The following is a 24,934-nucleotide window of genomic DNA, read 5'->3' as shown; positions in this document are numbered from 1 at the left end:
CCTTTGGTACCATATTCGGGGTCTTTGCCACCGTCGTCATGCCAAACCGGCCTGTTGCCGCACCCATTCGCCTTCCGGCGTCGCGCAGCCTTGGGTGGTTGTCAAGCCGCGCAGCTCCCGGACCATTGGGCACGGTGAGCTCACGCCATCACGGCTGTGCTGCGCCGTGCCTTCCAGAACAGCAGCCCGATCGCCACCAGGTTCAGCAAATTCCACGCGATGCCGTTGAGGAATGCGGCGGCGTAGGAACCGGTCAAATCGTAGATCCAGCCCGACATCCAGCCGCCGATCGCCATGCCGAAGATGGTCGCCATCATGACGATACCGATACGCTGGCCGGCCTCGTTGGCCGGCATGTAATCGCGCACGATGATCGCGTAGCAAGGCACGATGCCGCCCTGCGACAGGCCGAACACCAGCGACACCACATAGAGCGAGGCAAGCCCGTCGAACGGGATATAGAACAGCAGCGACAGGCACTGCAGCACCGAGCCGATCATCAATGTCCACACGGCGCCGATCCGGTCGGCGAGGAAGCCGGACGCCAGCCGGCTGACGACGCCGCCCGCCATCATGATCGACAGCATGTCGGCGCCATGCGCCACGCCGTAGCCGAGGTCCATGCAATAGGCGACGATATGCACTTGCGGCATCGACATCGCCACGCAGCAGCCGAGCCCGGCGACGACCAGCAGCACCTGCAAGGCCGCCGGCGACAGCGAGATCGGCTGCACCGACCGGCTTCCGGGCGAACCCGCGACGGCGGCCGCCGGGGCACCGCGCCGCAGCATCAGCACCAGCGGCACCATTGTCACCAGGCAGAAGATGCCGATTGCCGCATAGGTGAAGCGCCAGCCCTCCGCCTTCATCAGCGTCGGCATGATGGTCGGCCACAACGCCCCCGCAAGGTAATTGCCGGCCGCCGCCGCCGTGACCGCGACACCGCGACGACGGTTGAACCAGTGCGAGATATCGGCGATCAGCGGCCCGAAGATCACCGACGTGCCGACACCGATCAGCACTCCTTGGGCAAGCGTGAATTGCAGGATCGAGGTCGACAGCGCCGCGAGCAGCAGGCCGGCGGAAAGCGCAATCGAAGAGAGCAGCGCCGGGATCCAGTAACCCATCCGGTCGATGGCGCGGCCGACCAGCACGTTGCCAGCGGCGAAACCGACCATGGTCGCGGTGTAAGGCATGGACGCCGCGGCGCGGTCGACGCCGAACTCGGCCTGCACCGCGGGCAGCACGACGACGACAGCCCACATACCGACGGCGCCAATCGTCGCCAGCAGCATCGAGATGGCAAGCCGCATCCAGGCATAGGAGCTGTCGATGCCGGGGCCGGGCTGGATGCTGTCGGTTCGGGTCAAGGCGTTTCCTGTCGGCGGTCTCGGAGATCGGCTGCCGTTTGCGCCACTATCGGCGCATTCTCAGGCCGCAGCAGCGCCACAGCGGGCAAATCCGTGGCTCCAGAGCCAGGCCGGAACCGATGCCGATGTGCAGAGTTTTCCCGGCAACCCACCCCTGCAAAGGAGTCCAGCGATGACCGCCACCAGGAAAAAATGGTCGGCCGAGGTGACCGAGCACAGCAACGCAATGGATCTTGAGGATCACGTCTTCGAATCCGACGACGCCAGGAAGATCGCCGGCTCGCTGAAACGATCCGCCGAACACAGCCACAGGCGCAAGGCCGAGCCTTTCCAATCCGCCATGTCGATGCTGAATTTTTACATCAACCGCGCCGGCAAGAACTTGCCTGCCGCGCGCAAAAAAGTGCTTGAGGACGCCAAGGACGAACTGCGCAGCGCCTTCGGACGTGACAAGGATGATTAGCGGCGGCCGGCCCTACCGGGCGCGGATGACGCCGTCTGTGTTGGCGAGCAGTTTGCGCACTGCATTGCGCGCGGCGTCGGGGCGCTGCAGGCGGATGTTCTTCTCGATCGCCTCGTGCAGCTTCTGCGCGTGGTTGAGATCGTCGATCTCCCGCGTCGTATAGGCAAAGAGGTGATCGAACGCGGACTCGATCAGTACGCCGAGCGGCACCAGAAGGTCGTTGCCCGAAGCCCGCAGGATGGCAAGATGGAAGCGCGTGTCGGCGCGGGTCCGCTCCTGCAGGCTCGTCGCCTCTCCCATCTCCCGGCAGGCCAGGCTGATCTCGGCCATCTGCTCGTCGGTTCTTCGCATGGCGGCAAACGCGGTCGCTTCCGGCTCGATGATGTGGCGGAATTCCTGCACCGTCTTGAGGAACACTTCGCGATCCGGCGACGTCGCGTACCAGGCAAGCACATCGCGATCGAGCAGGTTCCAGCGTTCCTTCGGCTCGACCCAGCTGCCGATCTTGGGGCGTGAGGCCAAAAGGCTCTTGGCCATCAGCATCTTGATGGCTTCGCGCACCGCCGAGCGGCTGACGCTGAAGGTCTCCGACCATTTCGCTTCATTGGGCAGGATGGTGCCGGGCGGATAGTCGCCGCGCACGATCCTGAGGCCGATTTCGCTGGCCAGCGAGGCGTGGACGCTGGAGCCTGGAATACGCGCGGCGTCCGCGCGGCGAACGCCGCCCGGACGGTCCCCGGAGGCCGCTTTCCCCAACGATTTTTCCTTGTTCGGCTTCGCGTCCCGCATGGGTTCCAGAAAGTCCGTATTAAGCAGGCTGTCAAGCGCGGCAAGCGGCTTGCACCGCAAAGCCGCCCGCTGTGCACAGATCAGCCCCGATCCGCCGCTTGATTGGCATGTCGATATTCAGGTCAGGCCGAGCCGAGAATGATGGATTTCGAGAACCGGAGCGCAGCGTACTTTTGGGTACGTGAGCACCGTTCTACCGCAACGCGGTAGAACCGGAAGCGCAGAAAGCTGTCATTCGCAGGCCGGCATCACCTGAATGTCGACATGCCTAGGACTGGTTGACGTATTTGCGCCAACTATGCTCCGGGCGGAAGCCCAGAACGTCACGCGCCTTGCGGTTCGACAGCAGCGTCTCGTATTCGCCGAGTTCGGCCTTGACCGGCACGCCGGGGTAGAACCGCTTCAGGAGTTCGGCAGTCGGCAGGTCGGACGAGGTGTCGTCATTGGCGGCGTTGAACACCTGATAGCCGAGCCGGTCCTTCTCGATGGCGCGCAGCGTGATCTGGCCGAGGTCGCGCGCGTCGACATAGCTCCAGGCGATGCGCTTGCGGAAACCCGGATCGGCGAACCATTTCGGAAACAGCGAATATTCGTGCGGCTCGATGACGTTGCCGATGCGCAGGGCGTAGATGTCGGTGCCGTTGCGTTGCGCAAAGGCCCGCGCCGTTTTCTCGTTGACGACCTTGGACAAAGCATAGCTGTCCATCGGATCGACATCATACTCCTCGTCGAGCGGGAAATATTTGGGATCGCGCGGCTCGTTGGCGAACACAAGCCCATAGGTCGTCTCGCTGGAGGCGATGATAATTTTGCGGATACCGAGCTTCACCGCCGCCTCGATGACATTGTAGGTGCCGAGCGCATTGATGCGAAACACCTCGTTGTCGGTGGTGATCATGATGCGCGGGATGGCAGCGAAATGCACCACCGCATCGACCGGCTGCGGGCGCAGCGAGGGGTCGAATTCATGCAGGCCCATATAGCTCGACAGTGCATTGAACACCTGCCCGCTGTCGGTGATGTCGGTGATCAGCGTGCGCACCTTGGGATTGTCGAGCGGCTTGGTGTCGATGTTGAGCACCTGGCAGCCTTGCTCGACCAGATATTGGACGACATGGCGTCCGGCCTTGCCGCTGCCGCCGGTGAACATGATCCGCTTCGTCATTTTGCTCTCCACATCCTCAGGAATTTATGTGTATTGTCAGACAATATCGCCATTCGCAACCACCCTCGCCTGCAAAACGGCAGCGCCTGACATCAATCATTGCAACAGGACTTGAAGACATGAACACGACTGCCGCGAGCGAAAAGATCGGCTTCATCGGGCTTGGCCTTATGGGCCACGGGATCGCCAAGAACATCGTCGACAAGGGCTACAGCCTGACCTTCCTCGGCCGCAAGAACCGCAAACCGGCGGAAGACCTGCTTGGCCGCGGCGCCACGGAAGCATCGACCTCGCGCGATGTGGCGGCGGCATCTGATATCGTCTTCATCTGCGTCACCGGTTCGCGCGAGGTCGAAGCCATCATTCGCGGCCCCGGCGGCCTCAAGGAGGGCTTGAAAAAGGGCTCGGTCGTCGTCGACTGCTCGACCTCCGATCCGGTCTCGACGGTGGCGCTGGCAGCGGAACTCAAGGCGCTCGGCATCGATTTTGTCGACGCGCCGCTCAGCCGCACGCCGAAGGAAGCCTGGGAAGGCACGCTCGACGCCATGGTCGGCGCGCCGGACGCCCTCTTTGCCAGGGTGAAGCCGGTGATCGAAACCTGGGCCGGCCGCATCGTCCATATCGGCGACACCGGCGACGGCCATCGCATGAAGCTGCTCAACAATTTCATCTCGCTCGGCTACGCCGCGATCTATTCCGAGGCGCTGGCGCTGGCTGAGAAGGTCGGCATCTCGCCGCCACGCTTCGACAGCGTCATTCGCAATGGCCGCATGGATTGCGGCTTCTACCAGACCTTCATGCGCTGGACGCTGGAAGGTGACCGCGACGCGCACAAATTCACCATCGCCAATGCCTTCAAGGACCTGACCTATCTGGAATCGATGGCGGGTGCGGCCGGTATTGCCAATCCGCTCGGCAACGCCACCAAGAACTCCTTCGCCGGTGCCCATGCAACCGGGCCGGCCGAGCAATTCGTGCCGATGCTGGCAACGCATATCGCGGGGGTGAACGGTGTCGACCTGATGCCGATGAAGGATGGCAAGAAGCAGACCATTTAACCGATTGCCCAAGGCTGGCGCCGATCACCGCCTCCACCGCCCTATCCCATCGTCGGTATCTGCAAGCAGCTTGTGCACGGCGTTGCGCGCGGCGGCTGGGCGCTGCAGGCGGATGTTCTTTTCGATCGCCTCATGCAGCTTCTGCGCCTGGCGTTGATCGGCGACCTGCTGCGTCGTGAATGCGAAGAGATGGTCGAGCGCCGACTCGATCAGCACGCCGAGCGGCACCAGAAGGTCGTTGCCGGAAGCGCGCAGGATGGCCAGATGAAAGCGCGTATCGGCGCGGATACGCTCCTGCAGGCTCAAGGCCTCGCCCATCTCGCGGCAGGCCTGGCTGATTTCCGCCATTTGCTCGTCGCTGCGCCGTATGGCGGCAAAGGCCGACGCTTCCGGTTCGATGATATGACGAAACTCCTGCACGGTTCGCAGGAACGCCTCGCGGTCGGGCGCCGTCGCGTACCAGGCCAGCACGTCGCGATCGAGCAGGTTCCAGCGCTCCTTCGGCTCGACCCAGCTGCCGATCTTGGGGCGTGAGGCCAGCAGGCTTTTCGCCATCAGCATCTTGATGGCTTCGCGCACCGCCGAACGGCTGACATTGAAGATCTCGGCCCATCTGGACTCGTTGGGCAGGATGGTGCCGGGCGGATAGTCGCCACGCACGATCCGCAGGCCAATCTCGCCGGCCAGCGAGACATGGACGCTCGCTCCCGCAAAATGCGCGGCACCGGCCTTGCGCATGACAGCCGGGCCGTGGCTGGCTTGTGCCTTGGCCCGGTCGGTTTGCTTGCTTGACTTCTCGTCCGGCATCCACGTTCCAATGCGTCGACCGTCTGTCGTCCGGATTGAGCCGAACCGCACGGGCGCCGATCTCGTTGCCGAAAAATCCAGATCACGGGCACGGCAAAGCCGGAGCCGGTTGCCCCAACCATTGCGTCCGTTCGGGAATTATCGCTTCCGTTCAGGAATGACGGGGCGCCCGCAACCGGGCGCCCCGAAATCGAGAACCTACTTCTGGATGCAGGTGTCGACCGTATCCTTGGTGCACTCGTCGAGGCCGGTGAACACCGGATCGGCGACTGCCTTGCCTTCGATCAGGTCGATCATCACCGACGGTGCCTTGTAACCCATTTCGAACGGCCGCTGACCGACCAGAGCCGTCACGAGGCCGTCACGAGCGATCGCCACTTCGTCGCCGATCGTGTCGGCGGCGCCGATGACGAAGTCGTTGCTGGCGATCCGGTCCTTGAGCGGCCCGAACAGATCGCGATAGGGCTGCGGCGCGCCGAACAGCGGCCAGCCGCCCATGATGCCGAAGGCGTCCAGCTTGGGGTTGGCGGCGAGGATGTCGGTCATCGCTTGTACGCCCTTGGCGCCGTCGTCATTGGTGAACACCGGGCAGCCGGCGACTTCGGTCCAGCCACCTTCACCGGCAAGTGCGGCAAGGCCTTCCTTGCCCGACAGTGCGTCACGCATGCCTTGCGCACGGCGCAGGATGTTGTCGGCTGCCGGGTTGCCTTCGATGGTGCAGATCGTGCCACCATTCGGCTTGCCCTTCTTGATGTACTCGCCGATCTTCTTGCCCATCAGGTAATTGTCGGTACCGAGATAGGTCTTGCGAAGACCTGCGTCTTCCTTGCTGAGATCGGCATCGACCGTCATGATCGGGATCGTCGGATTGGCGCTCTTGATCGTCTGCGCGATCAGCGGCGCATTGGACGGCGAGATGGCCATCGCCACCGTGTCGGCCTTGCTCAGCATGTCCTGGACGATCTGCGCCTCGCCGGCCTCGTCCGAAGTCGACGCCGGACCGGTGTAGAAGCATTCATACTCCGAGCTGGCGTTTTCCTTGTTCCATTTCTCGCAGCCCTGGTGGATGGCCTCGAAGAACGGATTGTCGAGACCTTTCACGACAATGACGAGCTGTTTCTTGGCCAAAGCCGGCCCGGCACCCAACGCCATTGCGGCGACGGCGGCGAGCAAAAGTGTCTTCCTCATGTCAGTCCTCCCTTGAAACAAACGGACACGGCGTGCCCGCCATACAGATCGACCGGATGCGTGATGACCGAGGGTCGTTTCGAGCGCTCGTGTCGCCAGGACAGATCGATAAGCATTTCCAGATTCGGCTTCAGATCAGCTCACACACAGGTGCCGCCGGATGCTGGGCCGTCAAACCTCCGCCGATTCCGGCCGGCGAACCGCCAGCGGGGATCGACATAATCTCCTCCGACGCTTAGCTAATATCGGCTTGGCGCCAACGTCAATGCTATTTGTCCTACAAAACGGATTTTTAAAATAGTCCTGGCCCAATTCGTCCGACAATTGATTGACGTGCGCCGGCTTTTGCGTAAAAGAACGCTAACGCCGACTTCGGGAGGAGCCGGGGAGAGCGAGGCCTAAGCAGCGTCGGCATCCATGCCGGGAACAGCAGCAGGTCGCAATCAAGGGGAGGCAAAGGCTGGTGGCGGTTCTCGAACTCACCAACATCTCAAGGCATTTCGGCGCCATCCAGGCTGTCAACGACGTTTCGCTGTCGATCGAGCCCGGACAGGTGGTCGGCCTCATGGGCGACAACGGCGCCGGCAAGTCGACGCTGGTCAAGATGATCGCCGGCAATTTCCGCCCGAGCCATGGCACCATGCACATGGACGGCAAGGAATTGATCCTGCACAAGCCGGCGGAAGCCCGCCAGCACGGCATCGAGATCGTCCACCAGGACCTTGCGCTTTGCAACAATCTGACCGCCGCCGCCAATGTCTATCTCGGCCGCGAGCTGCGGCGCGGCGTCGGGCCGTTCCGCATCCTCGACTATGCCTCGATGTACAAGCGCGCCGGCCAGCTCTTCGCCGAATTGAAGTCCGAAACCCGTCCGCGCGATCTCGTCAAGCAGATGTCGGGTGGCCAGCGCCAGGCGGTTGCCATCGCCCGCACCATGCTGTCGCAGGCCAAGATCGTGCTGATGGACGAACCGACGGCGGCGATCTCAGTGCGCCAGGTCGCCGAAGTGCTGAACCTGATCCGCCATTTGCGCGATCAGGGCATCGCCGTCGTGCTGATCAGCCACCGAATGCCTGACGTCTTCACCGTCGCCGACCGCGTCATCGTCATGCGGCGCGGCCGCAAGGTCGCCGACAAGACGATTGCGTCGAGCTCGCCCGAGGAAGTCACCGGGCTGATCACCGGCGCCATCGAACAGGTTTGATTTCAGCGAATTTCACCACGCACAGCAGATGAAGGTCGACGATGGCACTGACAATTGACCAGCCGATCGAACACAAGCAGCAATCCTTGGCCGCGAGAGTGTTTGCCAGCCAGACCTTCTGGGTGGTGATCGCCGTTATCCTCGCCTGCGTGTTCCTGTCGTTTGCCACCGACGCCTTCGCCACCTCGAAGAACCTCTACAACATCACCCGCAACATCACCTTCGTCGCCATCATCGCGCTCGGCATGACCTTCGTCATCATCACCGGCGGCATCGACCTGTCGGTTGGCTCGGTACTATGCCTGTCGTCAATGGTGCTGGCCGTCACCATGCATGCCGGCTACTCGATCGAGGTCGGCATCCTGGCCTCCATTGCCACCGCGCTCGCCATTGGCGCCTTTAACGGCGTGCTGATCGCCTATCTCGGCTTTCCACCCTTTGTGGTGACGCTCGGCATGTTGTCGATCGCCCGCAGCCTCGCCATGGTCGCCTCCAACAACACCGTCGTCTTCCAGTTCGGGCCGGACCACGCCAAGCTTCTGTCATTGGGCGGCGGCGCCTGGGTGTTCGGCATCGCCAATCCAGTGCTTTACATGATCCTTCTGGCGCTGATCACCGGCTTCATCCTGCGCTGGACGAAGTTCGGCCGCCACATCTTCGCCATTGGCGGCAACGAGCACGCGGCAACGCTGACCGGCGTTCCGGTGCGCCAGATCAAGGTTGCCGTCTACATGATCTCGGCGCTGTCCGCCGGCATTGCCGGCATCATCCAGACCGGCTGGCTGGGCGCCGTCACCACCAATCTCGGCACCGGCATGGAGCTGCAGGTAATCGCCGCAACCGTCATCGGCGGCGCCAATCTGGCTGGCGGCGTCGGCACCGCCTTTGGCGCCATCGTCGGTGCGGCCCTGATCGAGGTGATCCGCAACAGTCTCGGCCTGCTCGGCATCAATGCCTTCTGGCAAGGCGTGTTCATCGGCGGCGCCATTCTGCTGGCGGTGCTGTTCGACCGCATCCGCAATTTCCGCCGCAGTGACTAGAACCATGATCCCGAAAAGTGGAAACCGGTTTTCTCGGACAAACGGAACCGTTTGTCCGGAGATCATGGTCAAACAAAAGACGGTTTGATGGCCAACTCCCTGTTCAGCCTCGAGGGGCGGCTGGCGCTGGTGACTGGCTCCGGCCAGGGCATCGGCTTCGCGCTGGCTCGGGGCATGGCTGAACATGGGGCAAGCGTGGTGCTGAACGGCCGCGACGCCGCCAGGATCGGCGGTGCCGTCGAAAAGCTGCGCAATGCCGGCTTCAAGGTGCACGCCTCGACCTTCGACGTCACCGATTTTCAGGCGGTCAACGAGGACATTGCCCGCATCGAGGCCGAGATCGGCGCCATCGACATCCTCATCAACAATGCCGGCGTGCAGTTCCGCGCCCCGCTCGAGGACTTTCCCGAGGAGCAATGGGAGCGCCTGTTCAAGACCAATGTGTCGGGCGCCTTCCATGTCGGCAAGGCGGTCGCCCGCCACATGATCCCGCGCGGCAAGGGCAAGATCATCAACATCGGCTCGGTGCAGAGCGAACTGGCAAGGCCGAACATCGCACCATACACCGCGACCAAGGGCGCGATCCGCAACCTGACAAGGGGTATGTGCGCCGACTGGGCCAAACACGGCCTGCAGATCAATGCGATCGCGCCCGGCTATTTCCGCACCGAGATGAACCAGGCGCTGGTCGACAATCCGGAATTTTCCGCCTGGCTGGAAAAGCGCACGCCCGCCGGACGCTGGGGCGCTGTCGACGAGCTGATCGGCGCCGCCGTGTTCCTTGCGTCCGACGCATCGTCTTTCGTCAACGGCCATACACTGTATGTCGATGGCGGCATGACGGCTTCGGTTTGAGGGGCGTTCTTCCCTTGTGGGAGGAGAGGAAACCTATCGCTCAGTCTGAAAATCCTGCCGCATCGGCCGTCATTCGCCCTCGCCGCCCCCGCGCGTCTTGACGCGGCCCCGAACTCAGCCGCACAATCCCTGTTGCAGACGAAGGGAGGCCAGTCGTCTGCGGGAGGATATACCCATGACGGAAGCGATCAGGCTCTACTGGGGCCGGTTCGGACATGTATCTATCCTGAATGTCGCAAGCGACTTCGTCACCCATGCCCATGTCGAGGCCCATCTGATCATCTGGCTGGAAGGTACGGCCGGCGAAATGACCATCGGCCGCGAGACCGTCCGGCTTGGACCTGGAACGGCCGCCGGCATCAACTCCTTCCAGCCGCACAGCCATGTTCTGTCGCAAAACGGGACGCCCGGTCTGTTTCTAGCCTTCTACATCGATCCCGACTGGGCGCGGCGCCGCCGCGACCTGCCTTCGTCGGCACCGCTGTTTTCACAAGCCGCGATCACGCTGGAACCGTGGCTGCATCAGGCCGCCGCCAATCTGCTCGACCACCTCAGCGACAATGAGAGCGTCGACGATATCGCCAACTACGAGATCGAGCGTTTCATCGATAGCGTGCTCGACGCCGCCGACGCCTCGGCGCCGCAGGAGGCCCGTGTCCGCATCAACACCATGCAGGATTTCCGTGTCCGCAAGGCAATCCAGCTGATGAAGGCCAATGTCTGCGAGCGCATCTGCTTCGACGACGTGGCGCGCAGCGTCGGCCTGTCGCGACCGCATTTCTTCGCTTTGTTCAAGGAACAGACCAATCTGACGCCCAATGTCTACTGGAACACGCTGCGCATGGAGGAAGCGGTGCGGCAGCTGCAATGGTCGCGGGAGCCGCTGATCTCGGTCGCCTGCAATCTCGGCTTCACCACGCAGGGCAATTTCTCGCGTTTTTTCCGCGACCATGTCGGCGTGCCGCCGACGCTCTACCGCGAGGCCGCGCGGGCGATTGCCTGAGCCTGTCCTCGTTTAGTCAAGGTCGACTGTTTTTCAGACTCCTTGATACACGCTCAAGACGCATTGATAAGCGTCGCTGAAATGGCCGCCCTACCCTTGCACCGGATCGTTTTTGCAAGGGAACATTTGAATGGCCAAAGTCACCATATCCAGCGTCATCGACGCGCCGGTCGAAAAGGTCTGGGCGCGCATACGCGACTTCAACGGGCTGCCGGGCTGGCATCCGCGCATGGTGGAGAGCCACATTGAAGACGGCAAGGATGCCACCATGATCGGCTGCGTGCGCAATTTCCAGCTCGCCAGCGGCGCCCGCCTGCGCGAAAAGTTGCTCGACTTCTCCGATCAGAATTTCCTGGTCAGCTACTCCATCCTCGAGACGCCGCAACCGCTGACCAATCACAAGGCGACCCTGCAGCTGCGGCGTGTGACCGATGGCGACCGCACCTACGCCGAATGGACCGCCAGCTTCGACGCCGCGCCCGAGGAGGCAGACAAGCTGGCCGAGGGCATGGGCGCGAATGTCTTTCAGGGCGGCTTCAACGCCCTGAAAAGCCATTTCGCCGGCCAGAGCTGACAGGAGCCAAACCATGGCGCTGGCACTGCAGACCTTTGCAACGGTGAAAGACGCGAACGCGGCACTGAAAGCCCAGGGCACACGCTATCTCGGCGGCGGCACGCTGGTCGTCCGCGCGGCCAATGAAGGCGATGTTTCGGTTTCCGGCCTTGTCAGGTCGACCGAGCCGTCTTTGTCCACCATCGCTGTTGCCGGCGGCAAAGTCCGCATCGGCGCTTCGGTGACGATGGCGGCGATCGCCGGCCATCCGGAGCTCGGCACGCTCGCCAAGGCCGCCCGCGCCGTCGGCGGCCCGGCCATCCGCAACATGGCGACCATCGGCGGCAATCTTTTTGCCCCGGCCCCCTATGGCGATTTCGCCGTTGCCCTGCTGGCGCTCGATGCGACGGTCGGCACCGATGACGGGCAAACGCCGATCGAGACTTTTCTGGCCAATCGGGACGGCAGCCGCGCCGTCGTCACTTCCGTAAGCTTCACGCTTCCGAAGACCGACAGTTTCCGCTTCCTGAAAGTGTCGAGGGTCAAGCCCAAGGGCGTCTCTGTGCTCAGCATAGCCGCTGTTCTGGAACTGTCGCCGGATGGCACCGTGACCTCGGCGCGGATCGCGCTCGGCTGCATGGCGGATCGGCCAATGCGCGCCAGGGCGGCGGAAAAAGCGCTGATCGGCCGAACGCTGACCGCTGACGGCATCGCGCCGGCCTTGGCCGCGGCCGGCGATGGCATCTCGCCGATCACCGACCCGATCGCCAGCGCCTGGTATCGCGCCGAAGTCCTGCCGGTTCATCTCGGCCGGTTGCTGCTCGCTTAATATTCGTTCGGGGGCGCGCGTCTGTCCGCTGGTTGGGCAGGCGCGCTGGGAGGAAAACATGGCAAAGGTTCCGGTTCAATTCACGCTCAACGGCTCGGAAAAGGCCGAATTCATCGACAGCGGCACGACGCTGCTCCAGGCGCTGCGCGACAAGATCGGCGACACCTCGCCGAAAGGCGGCTGCCATCAAGGCACCTGCGGCGCCTGTTCGGTCATCATAGACGGCGAACTCAGGCTCTCCTGTCTGACGCTGGCCGAAACCTGCAATGGGGCGGCCATCAGCACGACTTCAGGGCTTTCGGAAAGCGGCGTGCTGCACCCGCTGCAGCGCGCCTTCCTCGACACCTTCGCCACGCAATGCGGCTTCTGCACGCCGGGCATGATCATGGCGGCCAAGGTGCTGCTCGACCACACGCCCAACCCCAGCCGCGACGAGGTGGTCGAGGCGCTATCGGGCAACATCTGCCGTTGCACCGGCTACGAACCGATCATCCAGGCGGTGCTGACCGCCGCCCGCGCCAATTAGCAGAACGCGGCCTGAGGGGTCCAAAAGAATGGAACTGCGCAAGAGCTACTTCGCCGATGTCCGCAAGGATGATCTGCACGAGATCGGCCAACCTCGGCCGCGCTCCGATTCACCCGGCCATGTCACCGGCAAGACCGCCTTTTTCGCCGACCGCAATTTCCCCGGCATGCTGCACCTGAAGATGGTGCGCAGCCCGCATCACCATGCCCGCATCCGCTCGATCGACACGTCGGAAGCGGAAAAGCATCCGGGTGTGGTGAAAATTCTGACCGCCAAGGACGTGCCGCACAATGTCTACACCATCCTGATCCTGATCCAGGTCGGGCCGGAGGACGAAACGGTGCTTGCCGACGGCAAGGTGCGCTGGAAGGGCGAGGCCGTAGTGGCGGTGCTGGCCGAAACCGAGCGGGCCGCCCAAGAGGCCGCAGCCAAGGTCAAGGTCGACTATGAGGTGCTGCCGGCCGTCTTCGATATGGAAGAGGCGCTGAAGCCTGGCGCGCCGCTGGTCAACGAATATCACGGCCAGAATTATTATCTCTACGACAGCGGCGAGTGCCGCAAGGTGCGCTTCGGCGACGTCGAGGCGGGCTTCGCCGGCGCCGACCACATATTGGAGGAGAGCTACCAGTCCTCGCCGATCGAACATGCGCCGACCGAGACCACCGGCTGCGTGGTGGCACCCGAGGGCAATGACCGCTTCACCTGCTACACCAACACGCAGGCGATGTTCTTCACGCTCGACAACACCTCGATCATCCTGCAGATGCCGGGCAGCAAACTGCATTTCGTCGGCGGCACCGTCGGCGGCGGTTTTGGCGGCAAGGTCGACGTCATCGTCGAGCCGATCGCCATCCTCGGCGCAAAATTAACAGGACGACCAGTCTGTTTTATCTACAGCCGCGAGGAGGAGATGCAGATCTCGTCGCCACGCGCCGCTGAAAAGGTCGTCATCAAGGACGGCGTCATGAAGGACGGCCGCATCGTCGCGCGCAAGGTCACTGGCTACACCGATGCCGGCGCCTATTCGCGCCACTCGCCCTATGGCGCGCAGAAGGGCGCGGGGCACTATCCCGGCCCCTACACCATCCCGAACGTCTGGATCGACACCTACTGCGTCTACACCAACCGCACGCCCTCCTCCGCCATGCGCGGCTTCGGCGTCACCATCGGCGACTTCGCGCTGGAGGTGCAGATGGATAAGCTGGCGCGCCTGATCGGCATGGATCCGCTCGAATTCCGCTTCATCAACGCCTATCGCGACGGCGACATGAAGGCGCACCGCCAGCCGACCGAGGGCGCGGCGCTGATCGAGTGCATGCAGGAAGCCTCGCGCGCCGCCAACTGGCCGGTGGCGGAGAAATACATGGCGATGTCATCCTACGTGAAGGGAGCTTGAGATGGCGATCAGGCGTGGACGCGGCGTTGCCGCGATCAACTATCCCACCGGCATGAACCTCGGCGGCGACCCGACGCAGGCGCTGGTGCATTCGACGCCGACCGGCAATTTCATGCTGACGCTATCATCGGTCGATCTCGGCCAGGGCATGAAGCAGATCATGGCGCAGATCTGCGCCGAGACGATCGGCGTGCCGACCGACCGTGTCGTCGTCGACACCGCCGACACCGACACCGGCCCGCACTGCATGGGCACCTTCGCCTCGCGCGGCACGCACCGCGCCGGCAACGCCGTCATCCAGGCGGCAAGGGAAGCCCGCCAGGTGATGCTGGAAGTGGCGGCCGAGGAGTTGGAGGTGAATGCATCCGACCTCGAGACCGACGGCCAGGGCAACATCCTGGTCAAGGGCGCACCGCAAAAATCGATCTCGATCTTCGATGTCGCGCTGTCGGCACATTTCAAGCGCGGCCGCTCGATATCAGGCCGCGGCATGTTCCTGATCCCGCGCTCCTATCCCGAGAAAGAAACCGGCGCGATGAAGCCGTCGACCTGCTACGCGCATGCCTGCACCGTGGCCGAGGTCGAGGTCGACGACGAAACCGGCGAGGTCACCGTACTGACGGTGAAGAACGTCTTCGAGATCGGCCGCGCGCTGAACCCGAAAATGGTCGAACAGCAGCTGGTCGGCGGTTCGTGGATGGGCATCAGCCATGCGCTCTATGAGACGACCGAGCCCTATTATCCCAACCGCGATCATGGCGGCACCGACTTCAACCAGTATCTGATGCCGGGTCCCGGCGACCTCGCCGAGACCGAGATCATCGTGCTGGAGCGGCCATCGGCGGACGGACCATACGGCGCCAAAGGGCCGGGCGAAATGTGCGCCAACCCACAGATCCCGGCGGTCGCCAATGCCGTCTTCGACGCCGTCGGCGTGCGCATCGACACGCTGCCGATCACGCCGGAGCGCATCCTGCGCGCGCTGAAGGCGCAAGCGGCGAACTGAGGGCCGAAATGACCGGGACAAGCGCCGAGACATCAGCGACCTCGCCGGAGGCGGTGGCGCAGCATCTGGCCGCCTCGCGCTATCTGGCCGATGAAAGCCTTTCGACCGCCATCTTCCTGGCAATCCGGCTGGGCAAGCCGCTGCTGCTCGAAGGCGCGCCGGGCGTCGGCAAGACGGAAGCGGCCAAAGCGATCGCCGAGCTGCTCGGCCGCGATCTGGTGCGGCTGCAATGTTATGAAGGCATCGACGCCGCGCACGCGCTCTACGAATGGAACTACCAGCGCCAACTGCTTGCCATCCGCCATGCCGGCGAGCATGAGATCGACATCTACGACGACCGTTTCCTGATCGCACGACCGCTGCTGCAGGTGCTGAAGGCGCCCGAGCAGCGCGTGCTGCTGGTCGACGAGATCGACCGCTCGGACCACGAATTCGAAGCGCTGCTTTTGGAATTCCTCTCCGACTTCCAGATCAGCATTCCCGAGCGCGGCACCATCCGCGCCGCCGCACAGCCGATCGTCATCCTGACCTCGAACCGCACCCGCGAGCTCGCCGAAGCGCTGCGCCGCCGCTGCGTCTATCACTGGATCGGCTATCCCGGCGCCGAGCGCGAGGCCGCCATCATCATGCTGCGCGCCGGCAATGTGGCTGAAGCAACGGCGCGCGCCGTGGCGGCAGCCGTGCAGACCATTCGCGCCCGGCCGCTGGCCAAGCCGCCCGGCATCGCCGAGGCCGTCGAATGGGCCAACGCGGCGACCATCTTGGAGAAAGGCGGCAGCCCGTGGCCTGAAGCCTTTCGCCGCGCCATCGGCGTGCTGATCAAGGACGAGGAAGACCTTTCCTACATCGCACCGGGGCTTGGCCGGATCGTCGAGGAGGCGCTGGCGTGACGCGGGAGGTCATTTTGCAATGCTGGCGGGAGAGCGCCCCCCTCTGCCCTGCCGGGCATCTCCCCCTCAAGGGGGGAGATCGGATGTCATCCCCGCTTTCGCTAATCGCTGACGTCGCCGAACAGAGCGAAGCGTCGAACCTGCCAATCTCCCCCCTTGAGGGGGAGATGTCCGGCAGGACAGAGGGGGGCGCCACGCAATGATGCGGGAAACAAGCTTGCCTCGCGCCGCTGCGCCCTTCCTCAGCTTCGGCCGCTTGCTGCGCCGCTATGGTTTCGCCATCGCCCCCGAGCAGGTCTCCTGTTTCATGCAGGCGGTGACGTTGCTCGGGCCGCGCTCGATGGCAGACATCCGCGAGGCCGCCCTTGCCACGCTGGCGCCGCCGCCCGACCGCCGCGACGAATTCGAGGCGCATTTCCAGAGCCACTTTTATGGCAATACGTCCGCCGTGGTCGAAGGCGACGCCGACGAGGAAACTCGCATCAAGGATGATGGCGGCGCCGACGACGAACGGCTCGAGGCCGAACAAAGCCAAGAGGGCGGCGACCTCTCTTCGGCCCTGGAGCAGTTGAGTGCCCGCGACTTCCAGCGCGACGATGACAGGCTGACCGCCTTTCGTCGCAAACTCTCGACCGCTTTACCAGCCCGGCGCTCCTTCCGCACCGTACGCACCCACTCGCGCGGCAAGCTCGATTTGCGCCGGTCGCTGAGGGAAATAGTCAGCGCCGATGGCGACGTCCCCTCGCCGCTGCTGCGCCGCCGCCAGACTGTGCCGCGCAAGCTGCTTCTGCTGATCGATGTGTCCGGCTCGATGAAGCTGCACACAGCGGACTATCTCAAGCTGGCACATGCGGCCGTACAAGGTGCCGACCGCGCCGAAATCTTCACCTTCGGCACGCGGCTGACGCGCATCACCACGGCATTGCGCATCCGCGACCGCGACCAGGCGCTGGCGCGCGCCGCTGCCCAGGTCGACGACTGGGACGGCGGCACCCGCATGGGACCGACGCTGCTCGCCTTCCTCTCGGTGCCGCGCTTCTCGTCGTTTGCACGCGGTGCCACGGTCGTGATCCTGTCCGACGCGCTGGAGCGCGGCGATCATGGCGAGTTGGAGACAGCCATGCGACGGCTGAGCGCCCGCGCTTTCCGGCTGTCGCTGGCCACACCGCTAGCCGGCGACCCGCGCTTCCGGCCGGCAACGGCTGCACTTCGCGCCATCCTGCCGGTGCTCGACGATCTGGTCGACGGCTCATCACTCGCCGGCCTCACCGATTTCATCCTGTCGCTCGCTCGCCCTGCTTCAGCGGCGGCGGCAATCTGGAAGAGGGTTTCATGATGCAGAAAACAATCGACGCGCATTTCCACATCTGGCGCCAAAAGGACCAGCCCTGGCTGGTCGGGCCGATGGTGCCGCGCATCTTCGGTCCCTACGAGCCGATCCGGCGCGACTACCCGATCGAGGAATTTCTCGAAGACCAGAGGGATTCAGCCGTCGAAAAGGCCGTCTATGTCCAGACCAACTGGGCCAAGGAGGATTTCGAGAAGGAAGTCGCCTTCCTGCAGAAGACATCCGACGAAACCGGCTGGCCGCATGCCATCGTCGGCTATACCGACATGACCGTCGACGATATCAGGCCTCAGATCGATCGCCTGAAAAAGTATCCGCTGCTGCGCGGCGTGCGCATGCAGCTGCACTGGCACGAGACGCCGGCCTTCCGTTTCGCCGCCTCCGCCGACCAGGTGATCGACCCCAAGGTGCGCGCCAATGTGGCGCGGCTCAAGGATTATGGCCTGTCCTTCGACCTGCAGCTCTTCCCCGCCCAGATGAAGGACGGCCTGACGCTGGTCGGCGAAAACCCGGAGACGAATTTCATCCTCACCCATGCCGGTATGCTGACCGGCATGGAGCCGGAAACCACCGAAGCCTGGAAGGCAGGCCTGCGCACGCTTGCAGCCGCCCCCAACTTCTACGCCAAGCTCTCCGGCCTCGGCACCTTCGTCCACCGCAACGACCCGGCTCTGATCGCCTATATCGTCGACAATGCGATCGACATATTGGGCGCCGACCATTTGATGTTCGGCTCGAACTTCCCGATCGAAAAACTGTGGACCAGCCACGCCGAGCTGATCAAGGCGCACCGCGACGCGGTGGCGAAGCATGGTTCGGTAGCGGAAGCGGATATCTTCTGGAACACGGCGGAGAAGGTTTACCGGCCGGTGTGAGGCCTCACTTCACCTCGAACTGCGGATCGACCGGAATCTGCATCGCCGTCACCAGATGGTTGGTCTGGCCGGCGAGCCCGATGATCGACACCAGCTCGCCATGCTGCGCATCGGTCATGCCCTTGGCTCGCGCTGCCGCCGTGTGCGAGTGGACGCAGTAGGAGCAGCCATTGGCGGTCGAGACAGCAATGTAGATCATCTCCTTGGTCAGCGGATCGATGGCGCTGTCGGCCACCATCACCACCTTCAACTGTTCCCAGATCCGCTTCAGCGCCGGAGGATCATTGGCCAGCCCGCGCCAGAAATTGTTGACGAAATCAGATTTGCGCGTCGCGCGGATGTCGTCGAAGACGACTTTCACGGCCGGGATTTTTTCGACTTCGGCATCGGTCAGGAGTCTTGCTGTGGCCATGGTGTGGTCCTTTCGCTTCGATCGATGAACTGGTTCGTTGAATCAAGTTTCGAGCAAAGGCGGCTAACCGGCTTCTTTGACCCAGTTTTTGGCGCGCAATAGCGTTGAAGATTAGCCGAGGCACCTAAACTTCGTCATCCACGGGCGAAGCAGGAGCGAAGCGCCGTCGCGGAGACCCGAGGATCCATTCCGTGACGTCTCGCAAAGCGTACAGCGGAACAGAATCCTGCACCGCAGCGACGCTTGGAAGTCGCGGCATGGATCCTCGGGTCTGCGCCGCGTCGCTGCGCTCCTTGCTCCGCCCGTGGATGACGAAGGGATGGATGTCCTGGCCAATTATCAACGTAGGCACCAGCCAAAAACCTAATGCACGGCCGCGTACATGATCTTCTCCTCCGTCGCCTCGGCCGGCGAAAACTCCTCGACGATGCGGCGCTGGCGGCAGACCAGGATGCGGTCGGACAGGTTCATGATCTCCGGCAGGTAGGACGAGATGACGACGACGGCCAGGCCCTCGTCGGCCAGCCGGTTGATGATCTGATGGATCTCGGCGATCGCGCCGACATCGACGCCGCGCGTCGGCTCGTCGAAGATGACGATGCGCGGCTGCTGCACCAGCCCCTTGCCGATCACCACCTTCTGCTGGTTGCCGCCGGACAGTTCGACGACGCGCGCATTGTCGTTGATCGCCTTGATGTTCAACGTCTTCGTCCATTCGGCTGAGAGCGCGCGCATTTCCTGCGCGTTGATTACCCAGGCCTTTTCGCGGCCCGCCGCCAGCAGCCCGCCGAACAGGTTCTCGGCAATGCCCATCGTCTCGAAGATGCCCTCGCTCTTGCGATCCTCGGTGACATAGACGATGCCGTCGGCCACCGCCTCGCTCGGCACGAGGTAGCGCACCGGCCTGTCGTCCAGCTCGATGGCGCCGCCGCGCAGAAAGTCGCGCTTGTAGATGCCGGAGACGATCTTGAAGGTTTCGGTGCGGCCGGAGCCAATCAGCCCGAACACACCGGTGATCTGGCCCTCGAAGATCGAGAAGGACGTGTTGCGCACGACATTGCTCATCGAGATGTCCTGCACCGACAGCACCTTCTTGCCCGCCTTGCGAAGCTTCGCTTCGTCGCGCTGCCGGTAGATCTGCCCCGACAGCGTGCGCCCGACCATTGCGGACACGATCCTGTCGCGGTCGAAAGCAGACGTGTCGTCGGTGATGACCAGCTCGCCGTCGCGCAGGATGGTGATGCGGTCGGCGATATCGAGCGCCTCTTCCAGCGCGTGGCTGATGAAGACGATCGACACGCCGCTCGCCTTCAGCCGCCGGATCAGCGCGAAGAAGTGCCGCTTTTCTTCCGGCGTCAGCGTCGCCGTCGGCTCGTCGAAGATGATGATCTCGGCATTGTGGTGCACCGCGCGCGCGATCTCGACCATCTGCCGCTTGGCAGCACCCAGCGTCGCCACCATGGCGTTCGGGTCGACGGGAAAGTTCAGCGATTGCAGGAATTGCTGCGCCGAAATGTAGGTGCCGCGCAGCCGGTTGAGGAACTTTTCGGTGCCGAGATAGAGGTTCTGCGCCACCGTCATCGACGGCACCAGGCTCGTCTCCTGGAACACCATGGCGATGCCGGCTTCAAGCGCTGCATGCGGCGAGGCGTAGGCGATCTCTTGCCCCTTGTGGAACATCTTGCCCGAGGTGGCGTCGACCACACCGGCGATGATCTTGGTCAGCGTCGATTTTCCCGCGCCGTTCTCACCGAGCAGCGCGTGGATTTCGCCTTTGCGCAGGTCGAAGCTGACATTCTTCACCGCGGGCACGCCGCGGTAGTTCTTGGTGACATTCTCCAGACGGACAATCGGTTCCATCAGAAACCTCCCGTGGCGACGGAAAGGATACAGTCGCCGCCCCTGGAGGCGATGAACAGAAGACCGTCCTTTTCCGCAACGCTGCAGATGCCATGGCGCGTGCCGTTGGCGCGGCTGTGCAGGCTGAATTGCGGCTGCATCTTCTGGTCGAGCCTGACCACCAGCCCGTAGGAGCGGCTCGGCGACCATGGCTTGTGGATGCCCATGGTGCGGATGCCGCCGCATTGCAGCGGCTCGAGGAAGCTGCGGCTGGAGGCCAGCGCCGGCGCGATCCAGTAGGCCGGCGGCACCTGGCTCAGCATGTCCTGACGGTAATGCGTTTCCTGTAGCACGAACTCGATCAGCCGGTTGCGCGGCGCAAACAGGGTCAGCCACGCCCCACCATCGGCGGAAGGCGACAGCCGCGCGGGATAGCCGGGCAGATGCGTCAGAACCGTCGAGCGGCTGCCCGTCGCGCCATCGAAACGCACCAACTGATGACGCCAGCTTTCGCAGACTAGCACATCGCTGCCGACTGGATGCAGGCCATGGGGAAAGGCAATCTCGCCGGCGACTTTGCGGAAATCACCGCCCGCGGCGTCTCGCTTCCACAGCGAACCGGAGGCACCCTTCTTCATCAAATCGGCAGCCCATTGCGACGGCGCGTGCTCGGCCGAGCCATTGGCCAGCCACAACGTGCCGTCATCCGCATAGGCAAGTGCGGTGATGCAGCTGAGGTCAGCCGGCAGCGAAACGTCGCTGCCCCCGATCAGCAGCTTTCCGCTTTCCAGCCCGACCGTCAGTTCACCGGATGGCGACAGCGCCAGCGCGGTGACGGCAGACGGAAAGGTCTCGACCACGACAGGTTCCGCTCCAGCCGCAATCGAATGGATGGCGTTGCCGCTGGAGGCCAGTAGCCTGTCACCGGTAACGAGCAGATTGTCTGGTTCCGTCAGCTCGGCAAAGGCCGGCGCATCATCCAGCCGCGTGTTGGGGCGAAAAGCGCCGTCGAGCGGCGGGATGGTGACCGCCTTGCCGCGAAACAGGTCCAGCACCGGATCGAGGATCATGGCTTCGCCCCCCAATAGGAAGCGGGACTGGTCCAGTTCGGGTCGGCGCCTGCGATCTTGTAGCGGCCAATGCGGTTGTTGAGGATGCCGCCGACGAACAGATATCCCTTGTGCTCGCGCATCGAGGTGACCATCGGATGCGCGCCGCCGGTGAGGTCGCCCATTGCCTCGACGATGCCGCCCTTCTCGTTGAATTTGACCACGCCGCCGGTGTTGATGTTGGGGAACAGCCATTCATCCTGCGGCAGGCGGCGCGTCATGCGCTTGCGCATGTCGGGATGGCGCAGCGACAGGTCGAAGCTCGGCGTGCGCATGCCGAGCCACGCCATCCAATAATTACCATCGGAGGCGCGGTTGATGTTGTCGGGATAGCCCGGCATGTCGCGGATGACGCATTCGGCGGTGCCGGCCTTCGGTCCTTCCAGCCAGTAGCGATGCACGCGGCAAGCCCAGCTTTCGGCGAAGAACAGCGACTTGCCGTCATGCGCCATGCACACACCGTTGGTGTAGCGGTAACCGTCGAGCAGCGTCTTCGTCGAGCCGTCCTTCGGGTCATAGACCAGCAGCCGGCCCGTGGCGCGGTTCTCGATCGAATCCAGCGCCCATTCATGCGCGTCGTAGCGCTTGGTGGAGTCGGTGAAATAGATGCGCCCGTCGGGTGCGATGTCGCAGTCATTGGGATCGCGCAGCCGCGCATCGTCGACGATCGAGGTCCACGAACGCGACGTCTCCGCCGACAGGCGTTTGACCTCCCGCTCCGGCGAGACGGAGTAGAGCCCCATGGCGCCGACGCAGCTGATCAGATTGCCTGATTTGTCGAAGGCCAGCCCCAGGGGGAAACCGCCGATGTGAGCAAACACCTCGGATTTGACGTAGTCCGGCGCGAAGAGGCGGACGATTTCGCCATGGCGCGTGCCGCAATAGAGATTGTCGTCACGGTCGAGAATGACGTCTTCAGGCCCTTCCAGCTCGCCAAGCCCGATATGCTCTGCGGCCGACAACCGGTTGTCGAGTTCGTAGGGCGTTCCGGAGCCTGGTGCGGCCGACTGCGTCTCGCCCATCTTGAGATAGACCGGCGCAACATAGACCTCGTTCAGCACCTTGTGGCGGTTCTTCAGCCAGCGGATGTCGATGGTCACCGCGACCGCCAGCATGATGCCCAGCACCATCTGGTTGGTGCCGGTGCCATAGCCCAGCCGGATCAGCCCGTTGGTCATGGTCAGCACGATGATGGCGCCCATCAGCCCCTTGATCACCGAGCCGCGGCCGCCGCCAAGGCTGACGCCGCCGACCACCGCCGCCGTCAGCGCCATGATCTCGAGGTTGAGGCCCGTGCCCGGCCCTGCCCCGCTCAGCCGGCAAGCGATGAGGAAGCCGCCGATCGAGGCGCAGAAGCCGGAGAAGACATAGGTCATGAACACCGTGCGGCGCACGCGGATGCCGGCATTGTGGGCCGAGCGCCTCGAACCGCCGACCGCCAGCACGTGCCAGCCCGGACGTGAACGGGTCAGCGCGATATGGGTGACGATGGCCAGGATGATCGCCAGCCACACCGAGACGGAGAGCCCCCAGAAGGTGCTGTCGCCGATGAAGTCGAGCACATCCGATGTCGCGGTCGAGAGCTGCACATCGGCGGCATAGGTGGTGACCAGGATGTCGAACAGCGCCCGTCCGAAGATGAAGGTGACCAGCGTGGTGAGGAAGGCGCGCAGGCGCAGATATCCAACGAGATAGCCATTGATGGCGCCGAAGATGAGGCCGGTGGCCAGCGACGCGGCCAGCGCCAGCCAGATCGACTGTTCGAGGATGAAGAAGACATAGACGGCGGAGAAGCAGGACAGTGCGAAGATCGAGCCGACCGACAGGTCGATGCCGCCGCCCAGCATAACCACTGTCATGCCGGTTACCACCATGGAGAACTCGCCAAGCTGGCGGGTGGATTCCTGCAAAGCGGTCAGCTTGAAGAAGCCCGGAATGATCGAGCCGAAGGTTGCCAGCGTCGCCACCAGTGCCAGGAACGGAATGGCATTGTCGGTCCAGCGCTTGGTCAGTATCTCGCCGACGACATGGTCGGGCACGAGATTGTAGCGCCAGGACTGGAGGCGTTCGCGAAAGGACATCAGGTCACTGCTGCAAATCTGGGATTCAAGAGAAGAGGTGGTCGGGCAATCCGGCCACCTCTTCGATCGGTGTTGAGAAGAGTTCGCTTATTTCGCCGCCGCTTGTGCCTGCAGCGCCTTCAGGTCCCAGCAGCTGTCGGGCTTCAGGTCGGCCTTGGTCGTCGCCTTCTCCAGCGTGTAGATGTAGGTGTGCGACGTGCCGGCCGGCTGGCCGCTCTGCAGCAAGAACTTGATGATGGCGTTCATGTCACCCGACTGGCGGGCAAGGTCGGTCATCACCACGGCGCCATAGGTGCCGTCCTGCAGCTTGTCGCAATCGGCCGCCTTCTCGCCACCGCCCGTGGTGACCAGGAACACCTTGCCGTCGAGCTTGGCGTCGCGGATCGCGGCGGCCGCGCCGGTGGCGTCACCATCCCAGAAATCGATGATCGAGCAGATGTCCGGGTTCTGCTGCAGCATCGTCGTCGTCACATTGCGCGAGGTCGTCGCATCCCAGTTTGAATCGGGCTTTGCCACCACCTTGAAGTCGGGATGCTTCTCCAGCACCTTCATGATGCCGGCATACTGGTAAAGGCTCGACGAATTGGCCTGGTCGCCTTGCACCAAACCGAGCTTCTTGGAGGAGTTCGGGCCGCAGCCCTTGATCGCCGCTTCGGCCTCGAGCTGGCCAAGCCGGTCCCAGTCACTGCCGATAAAGGCGTCGGCCGGGAAGTTGGCGGGATTGTCGACCAGGATGACGTAGGTGCCGGCGGCCTGCGCCTTCTTCATCAGCTTGGAATAGGAGTTGAGGTCCGGCGCATGGATGATCAGCACATCCGGCCTGGTGTCCGACGAGATGGCGTCGGTGATCGCCTGCGCGCCGGCGTCGACGACCCAGTTCGGATCGCGCGTCTCGAACACGCCGCCCCACGCCTCGACTTCGGTCTTCAGATAATGCGCCCAGCCCTGCGCCAGGTCGAAGCCCATCGCCAGCGGCACCAGCATGACGCGCTTGCCTTTGAGCGCCTGCGCGTAAGCCGCCGGGCCGGGATCGTCGGCGGCGAAGGTGGGCGGCACGAAGGCGGTGACGGCAAGCGCCGTGGCAGCTGCCATGAGTGTTCTGATCAGTTTCATGTCACATCCTCTGGT

The 24,934-nt window shown here is 63.5% G+C and carries 24 protein-coding genes; 14 read left to right on the top strand and 10 right to left on the bottom strand.

From position 1 onward, the window contains the following. Nucleotides 1-140: 140 nt before the first annotated feature. Nucleotides 141-1,370, bottom strand: coding sequence for an MFS transporter (locus tag EJ079_RS20320; RefSeq protein WP_127809937.1), 1,230 nt, complete (start codon nucleotides 1,368-1,370; stop codon nucleotides 141-143). A 172-nt stretch (nucleotides 1,371-1,542) separates the two neighbouring features. Here EJ079_RS20320 and EJ079_RS20315 point away from each other — a divergent pair, with 172 nt between their 5' ends. After that, on the top strand, nucleotides 1,543-1,833 hold the full coding sequence (locus EJ079_RS20315; protein ID WP_127270870.1) for a DUF3175 domain-containing protein: 291 nt from the start codon (nucleotides 1,543-1,545) through the stop codon (nucleotides 1,831-1,833). A gap of 12 nt (nucleotides 1,834-1,845) precedes the next feature. Here EJ079_RS20315 and EJ079_RS20310 read toward each other — a convergent pair whose 3' ends face one another. Both EJ079_RS20310 and EJ079_RS20305 read right to left on the bottom strand, forming a co-directional pair. Beyond that, nucleotides 1,846-2,622, bottom strand: coding sequence for a FadR/GntR family transcriptional regulator (locus EJ079_RS20310; protein WP_023813240.1), 777 nt, complete (start codon nucleotides 2,620-2,622; stop codon nucleotides 1,846-1,848). 268 nt (nucleotides 2,623-2,890) lie between these two features. Next, nucleotides 2,891-3,787 (bottom strand): NAD(P)-dependent oxidoreductase, encoded by an 897-nt coding sequence (locus tag EJ079_RS20305; protein WP_127809936.1) that lies wholly within the window; start codon nucleotides 3,785-3,787, stop codon nucleotides 2,891-2,893. A 119-nt stretch (nucleotides 3,788-3,906) separates the two neighbouring features. Here EJ079_RS20305 and EJ079_RS20300 point away from each other — a divergent pair, with 119 nt between their 5' ends. Beyond that, a complete protein-coding gene (locus EJ079_RS20300; protein ID WP_127331723.1) occupies nucleotides 3,907-4,845 on the top strand; it encodes an NAD(P)-dependent oxidoreductase in 939 nt (312 codons plus the stop codon). Between the two features lie 24 nt (nucleotides 4,846-4,869). Here the strand turns inward: EJ079_RS20300 and EJ079_RS20295 are convergent, their stop codons facing one another. Together EJ079_RS20295 and EJ079_RS20290 are read right to left on the bottom strand one after the other, a co-directional pair. After that, nucleotides 4,870-5,652 (bottom strand): FadR/GntR family transcriptional regulator, encoded by a 783-nt coding sequence (locus tag EJ079_RS20295; protein WP_127396613.1) that lies wholly within the window; start codon nucleotides 5,650-5,652, stop codon nucleotides 4,870-4,872. A 198-nt stretch (nucleotides 5,653-5,850) separates the two neighbouring features. Continuing rightward, nucleotides 5,851-6,840 (bottom strand): sugar-binding protein, encoded by a 990-nt coding sequence (locus tag EJ079_RS20290; RefSeq protein WP_127396614.1) that lies wholly within the window; start codon nucleotides 6,838-6,840, stop codon nucleotides 5,851-5,853. A gap of 463 nt (nucleotides 6,841-7,303) precedes the next feature. Between EJ079_RS20290 and EJ079_RS20285 the strand changes: the two genes are divergently transcribed. The 12 genes from EJ079_RS20285 (at nucleotide 7,304) to EJ079_RS20225 (ending at nucleotide 18,365) form a co-directional block, all read left to right on the top strand. Then, nucleotides 7,304-8,044, top strand: coding sequence for an ATP-binding cassette domain-containing protein (locus EJ079_RS20285; RefSeq protein ID WP_013530854.1), 741 nt, complete (start codon nucleotides 7,304-7,306; stop codon nucleotides 8,042-8,044). 41 nt (nucleotides 8,045-8,085) lie between these two features. After that, nucleotides 8,086-9,084 carry an ABC transporter permease gene (locus EJ079_RS20280; RefSeq protein ID WP_127266789.1) on the top strand — a complete coding sequence of 333 codons (999 nt, stop codon included), beginning with the start codon at nucleotides 8,086-8,088 and terminating at the stop codon, nucleotides 9,082-9,084. An 87-nt stretch (nucleotides 9,085-9,171) separates the two neighbouring features. Continuing rightward, complete coding sequence (locus tag EJ079_RS20275) at nucleotides 9,172-9,939, top strand: SDR family oxidoreductase (RefSeq protein WP_127809935.1); 768 nt, start codon at nucleotides 9,172-9,174, stop codon at nucleotides 9,937-9,939. A gap of 175 nt (nucleotides 9,940-10,114) precedes the next feature. Next, nucleotides 10,115-10,942 (top strand): AraC family transcriptional regulator, encoded by an 828-nt coding sequence (locus EJ079_RS20270; protein WP_127266791.1) that lies wholly within the window; start codon nucleotides 10,115-10,117, stop codon nucleotides 10,940-10,942. A gap of 130 nt (nucleotides 10,943-11,072) precedes the next feature. Next, the gene (locus tag EJ079_RS20265; RefSeq protein ID WP_127266792.1) at nucleotides 11,073-11,516 is read left to right on the top strand and encodes an SRPBCC family protein; all 444 of its coding nucleotides are present in this window, start codon (nucleotides 11,073-11,075) and stop codon (nucleotides 11,514-11,516) included. 13 nt (nucleotides 11,517-11,529) lie between these two features. Continuing rightward, the gene (locus EJ079_RS20260; RefSeq protein WP_127809934.1) at nucleotides 11,530-12,324 is read left to right on the top strand and encodes an FAD binding domain-containing protein; all 795 of its coding nucleotides are present in this window, start codon (nucleotides 11,530-11,532) and stop codon (nucleotides 12,322-12,324) included. Between the two features lie 58 nt (nucleotides 12,325-12,382). Continuing rightward, nucleotides 12,383-12,850: a (2Fe-2S)-binding protein gene (locus EJ079_RS20255; protein WP_127809933.1), complete on the top strand. Its 468-nt coding sequence runs from the start codon at nucleotides 12,383-12,385 to the stop codon at nucleotides 12,848-12,850. A gap of 28 nt (nucleotides 12,851-12,878) precedes the next feature. Beyond that, the gene (locus EJ079_RS34240; RefSeq protein WP_127255455.1) at nucleotides 12,879-14,246 is read left to right on the top strand and encodes a xanthine dehydrogenase family protein molybdopterin-binding subunit; all 1,368 of its coding nucleotides are present in this window, start codon (nucleotides 12,879-12,881) and stop codon (nucleotides 14,244-14,246) included. 1 nt (nucleotide 14,247) lies between these two features. Further along, nucleotides 14,248-15,252: a molybdopterin cofactor-binding domain-containing protein gene (locus EJ079_RS34235; protein ID WP_127809932.1), complete on the top strand. Its 1,005-nt coding sequence runs from the start codon at nucleotides 14,248-14,250 to the stop codon at nucleotides 15,250-15,252. Between the two features lie 8 nt (nucleotides 15,253-15,260). Beyond that, the gene (locus EJ079_RS20240; protein ID WP_127809931.1) at nucleotides 15,261-16,142 is read left to right on the top strand and encodes a MoxR family ATPase; all 882 of its coding nucleotides are present in this window, start codon (nucleotides 15,261-15,263) and stop codon (nucleotides 16,140-16,142) included. A gap of 199 nt (nucleotides 16,143-16,341) precedes the next feature. Then, nucleotides 16,342-17,478, top strand: a complete 1,137-nt coding sequence (locus EJ079_RS20230; RefSeq protein WP_127809930.1) for a VWA domain-containing protein — start codon at nucleotides 16,342-16,344, stop codon at nucleotides 17,476-17,478. After that, on the top strand, nucleotides 17,478-18,365 hold the full coding sequence (locus tag EJ079_RS20225; RefSeq protein ID WP_164873972.1) for an amidohydrolase: 888 nt from the start codon (nucleotides 17,478-17,480) through the stop codon (nucleotides 18,363-18,365). Before EJ079_RS20230 ends, EJ079_RS20225 begins: the two co-directional genes overlap by 1 nt. Before the next feature lie 4 nt (nucleotides 18,366-18,369). Here EJ079_RS20225 and EJ079_RS20220 read toward each other — a convergent pair whose 3' ends face one another. From EJ079_RS20220 to EJ079_RS20200, 5 genes are all read right to left on the bottom strand, one after another. Continuing rightward, nucleotides 18,370-18,777 (bottom strand): carboxymuconolactone decarboxylase family protein, encoded by a 408-nt coding sequence (locus EJ079_RS20220; RefSeq protein WP_127809928.1) that lies wholly within the window; start codon nucleotides 18,775-18,777, stop codon nucleotides 18,370-18,372. A 363-nt stretch (nucleotides 18,778-19,140) separates the two neighbouring features. After that, nucleotides 19,141-20,637 (bottom strand): sugar ABC transporter ATP-binding protein, encoded by a 1,497-nt coding sequence (locus EJ079_RS20215; protein ID WP_127809927.1) that lies wholly within the window; start codon nucleotides 20,635-20,637, stop codon nucleotides 19,141-19,143. After that, the gene (locus tag EJ079_RS20210; protein WP_127809926.1) at nucleotides 20,637-21,686 is read right to left on the bottom strand and encodes a hypothetical protein; all 1,050 of its coding nucleotides are present in this window, start codon (nucleotides 21,684-21,686) and stop codon (nucleotides 20,637-20,639) included. The genes EJ079_RS20215 and EJ079_RS20210 overlap by 1 nt, the downstream gene beginning before the upstream one ends. Then, nucleotides 21,683-23,806 (bottom strand): SMP-30/gluconolactonase/LRE family protein, encoded by a 2,124-nt coding sequence (locus EJ079_RS20205; RefSeq protein WP_127809925.1) that lies wholly within the window; start codon nucleotides 23,804-23,806, stop codon nucleotides 21,683-21,685. The genes EJ079_RS20210 and EJ079_RS20205 overlap by 4 nt, the downstream gene beginning before the upstream one ends. An 87-nt stretch (nucleotides 23,807-23,893) precedes the next feature. Continuing rightward, the gene (locus tag EJ079_RS20200) at nucleotides 23,894-24,919 is read right to left on the bottom strand and encodes a sugar ABC transporter substrate-binding protein (RefSeq protein ID WP_127809924.1); all 1,026 of its coding nucleotides are present in this window, start codon (nucleotides 24,917-24,919) and stop codon (nucleotides 23,894-23,896) included. Between the last annotated feature and the right edge of the window lie 15 nt (nucleotides 24,920-24,934).

The organism is Mesorhizobium sp. M7A.F.Ce.TU.012.03.2.1 (assembly GCF_004006095.1).
Taxonomy (GTDB): domain Bacteria; phylum Pseudomonadota; class Alphaproteobacteria; order Rhizobiales; family Rhizobiaceae; genus Mesorhizobium.
This window is presented reverse-complemented; position numbering and strand designations above follow the sequence as displayed.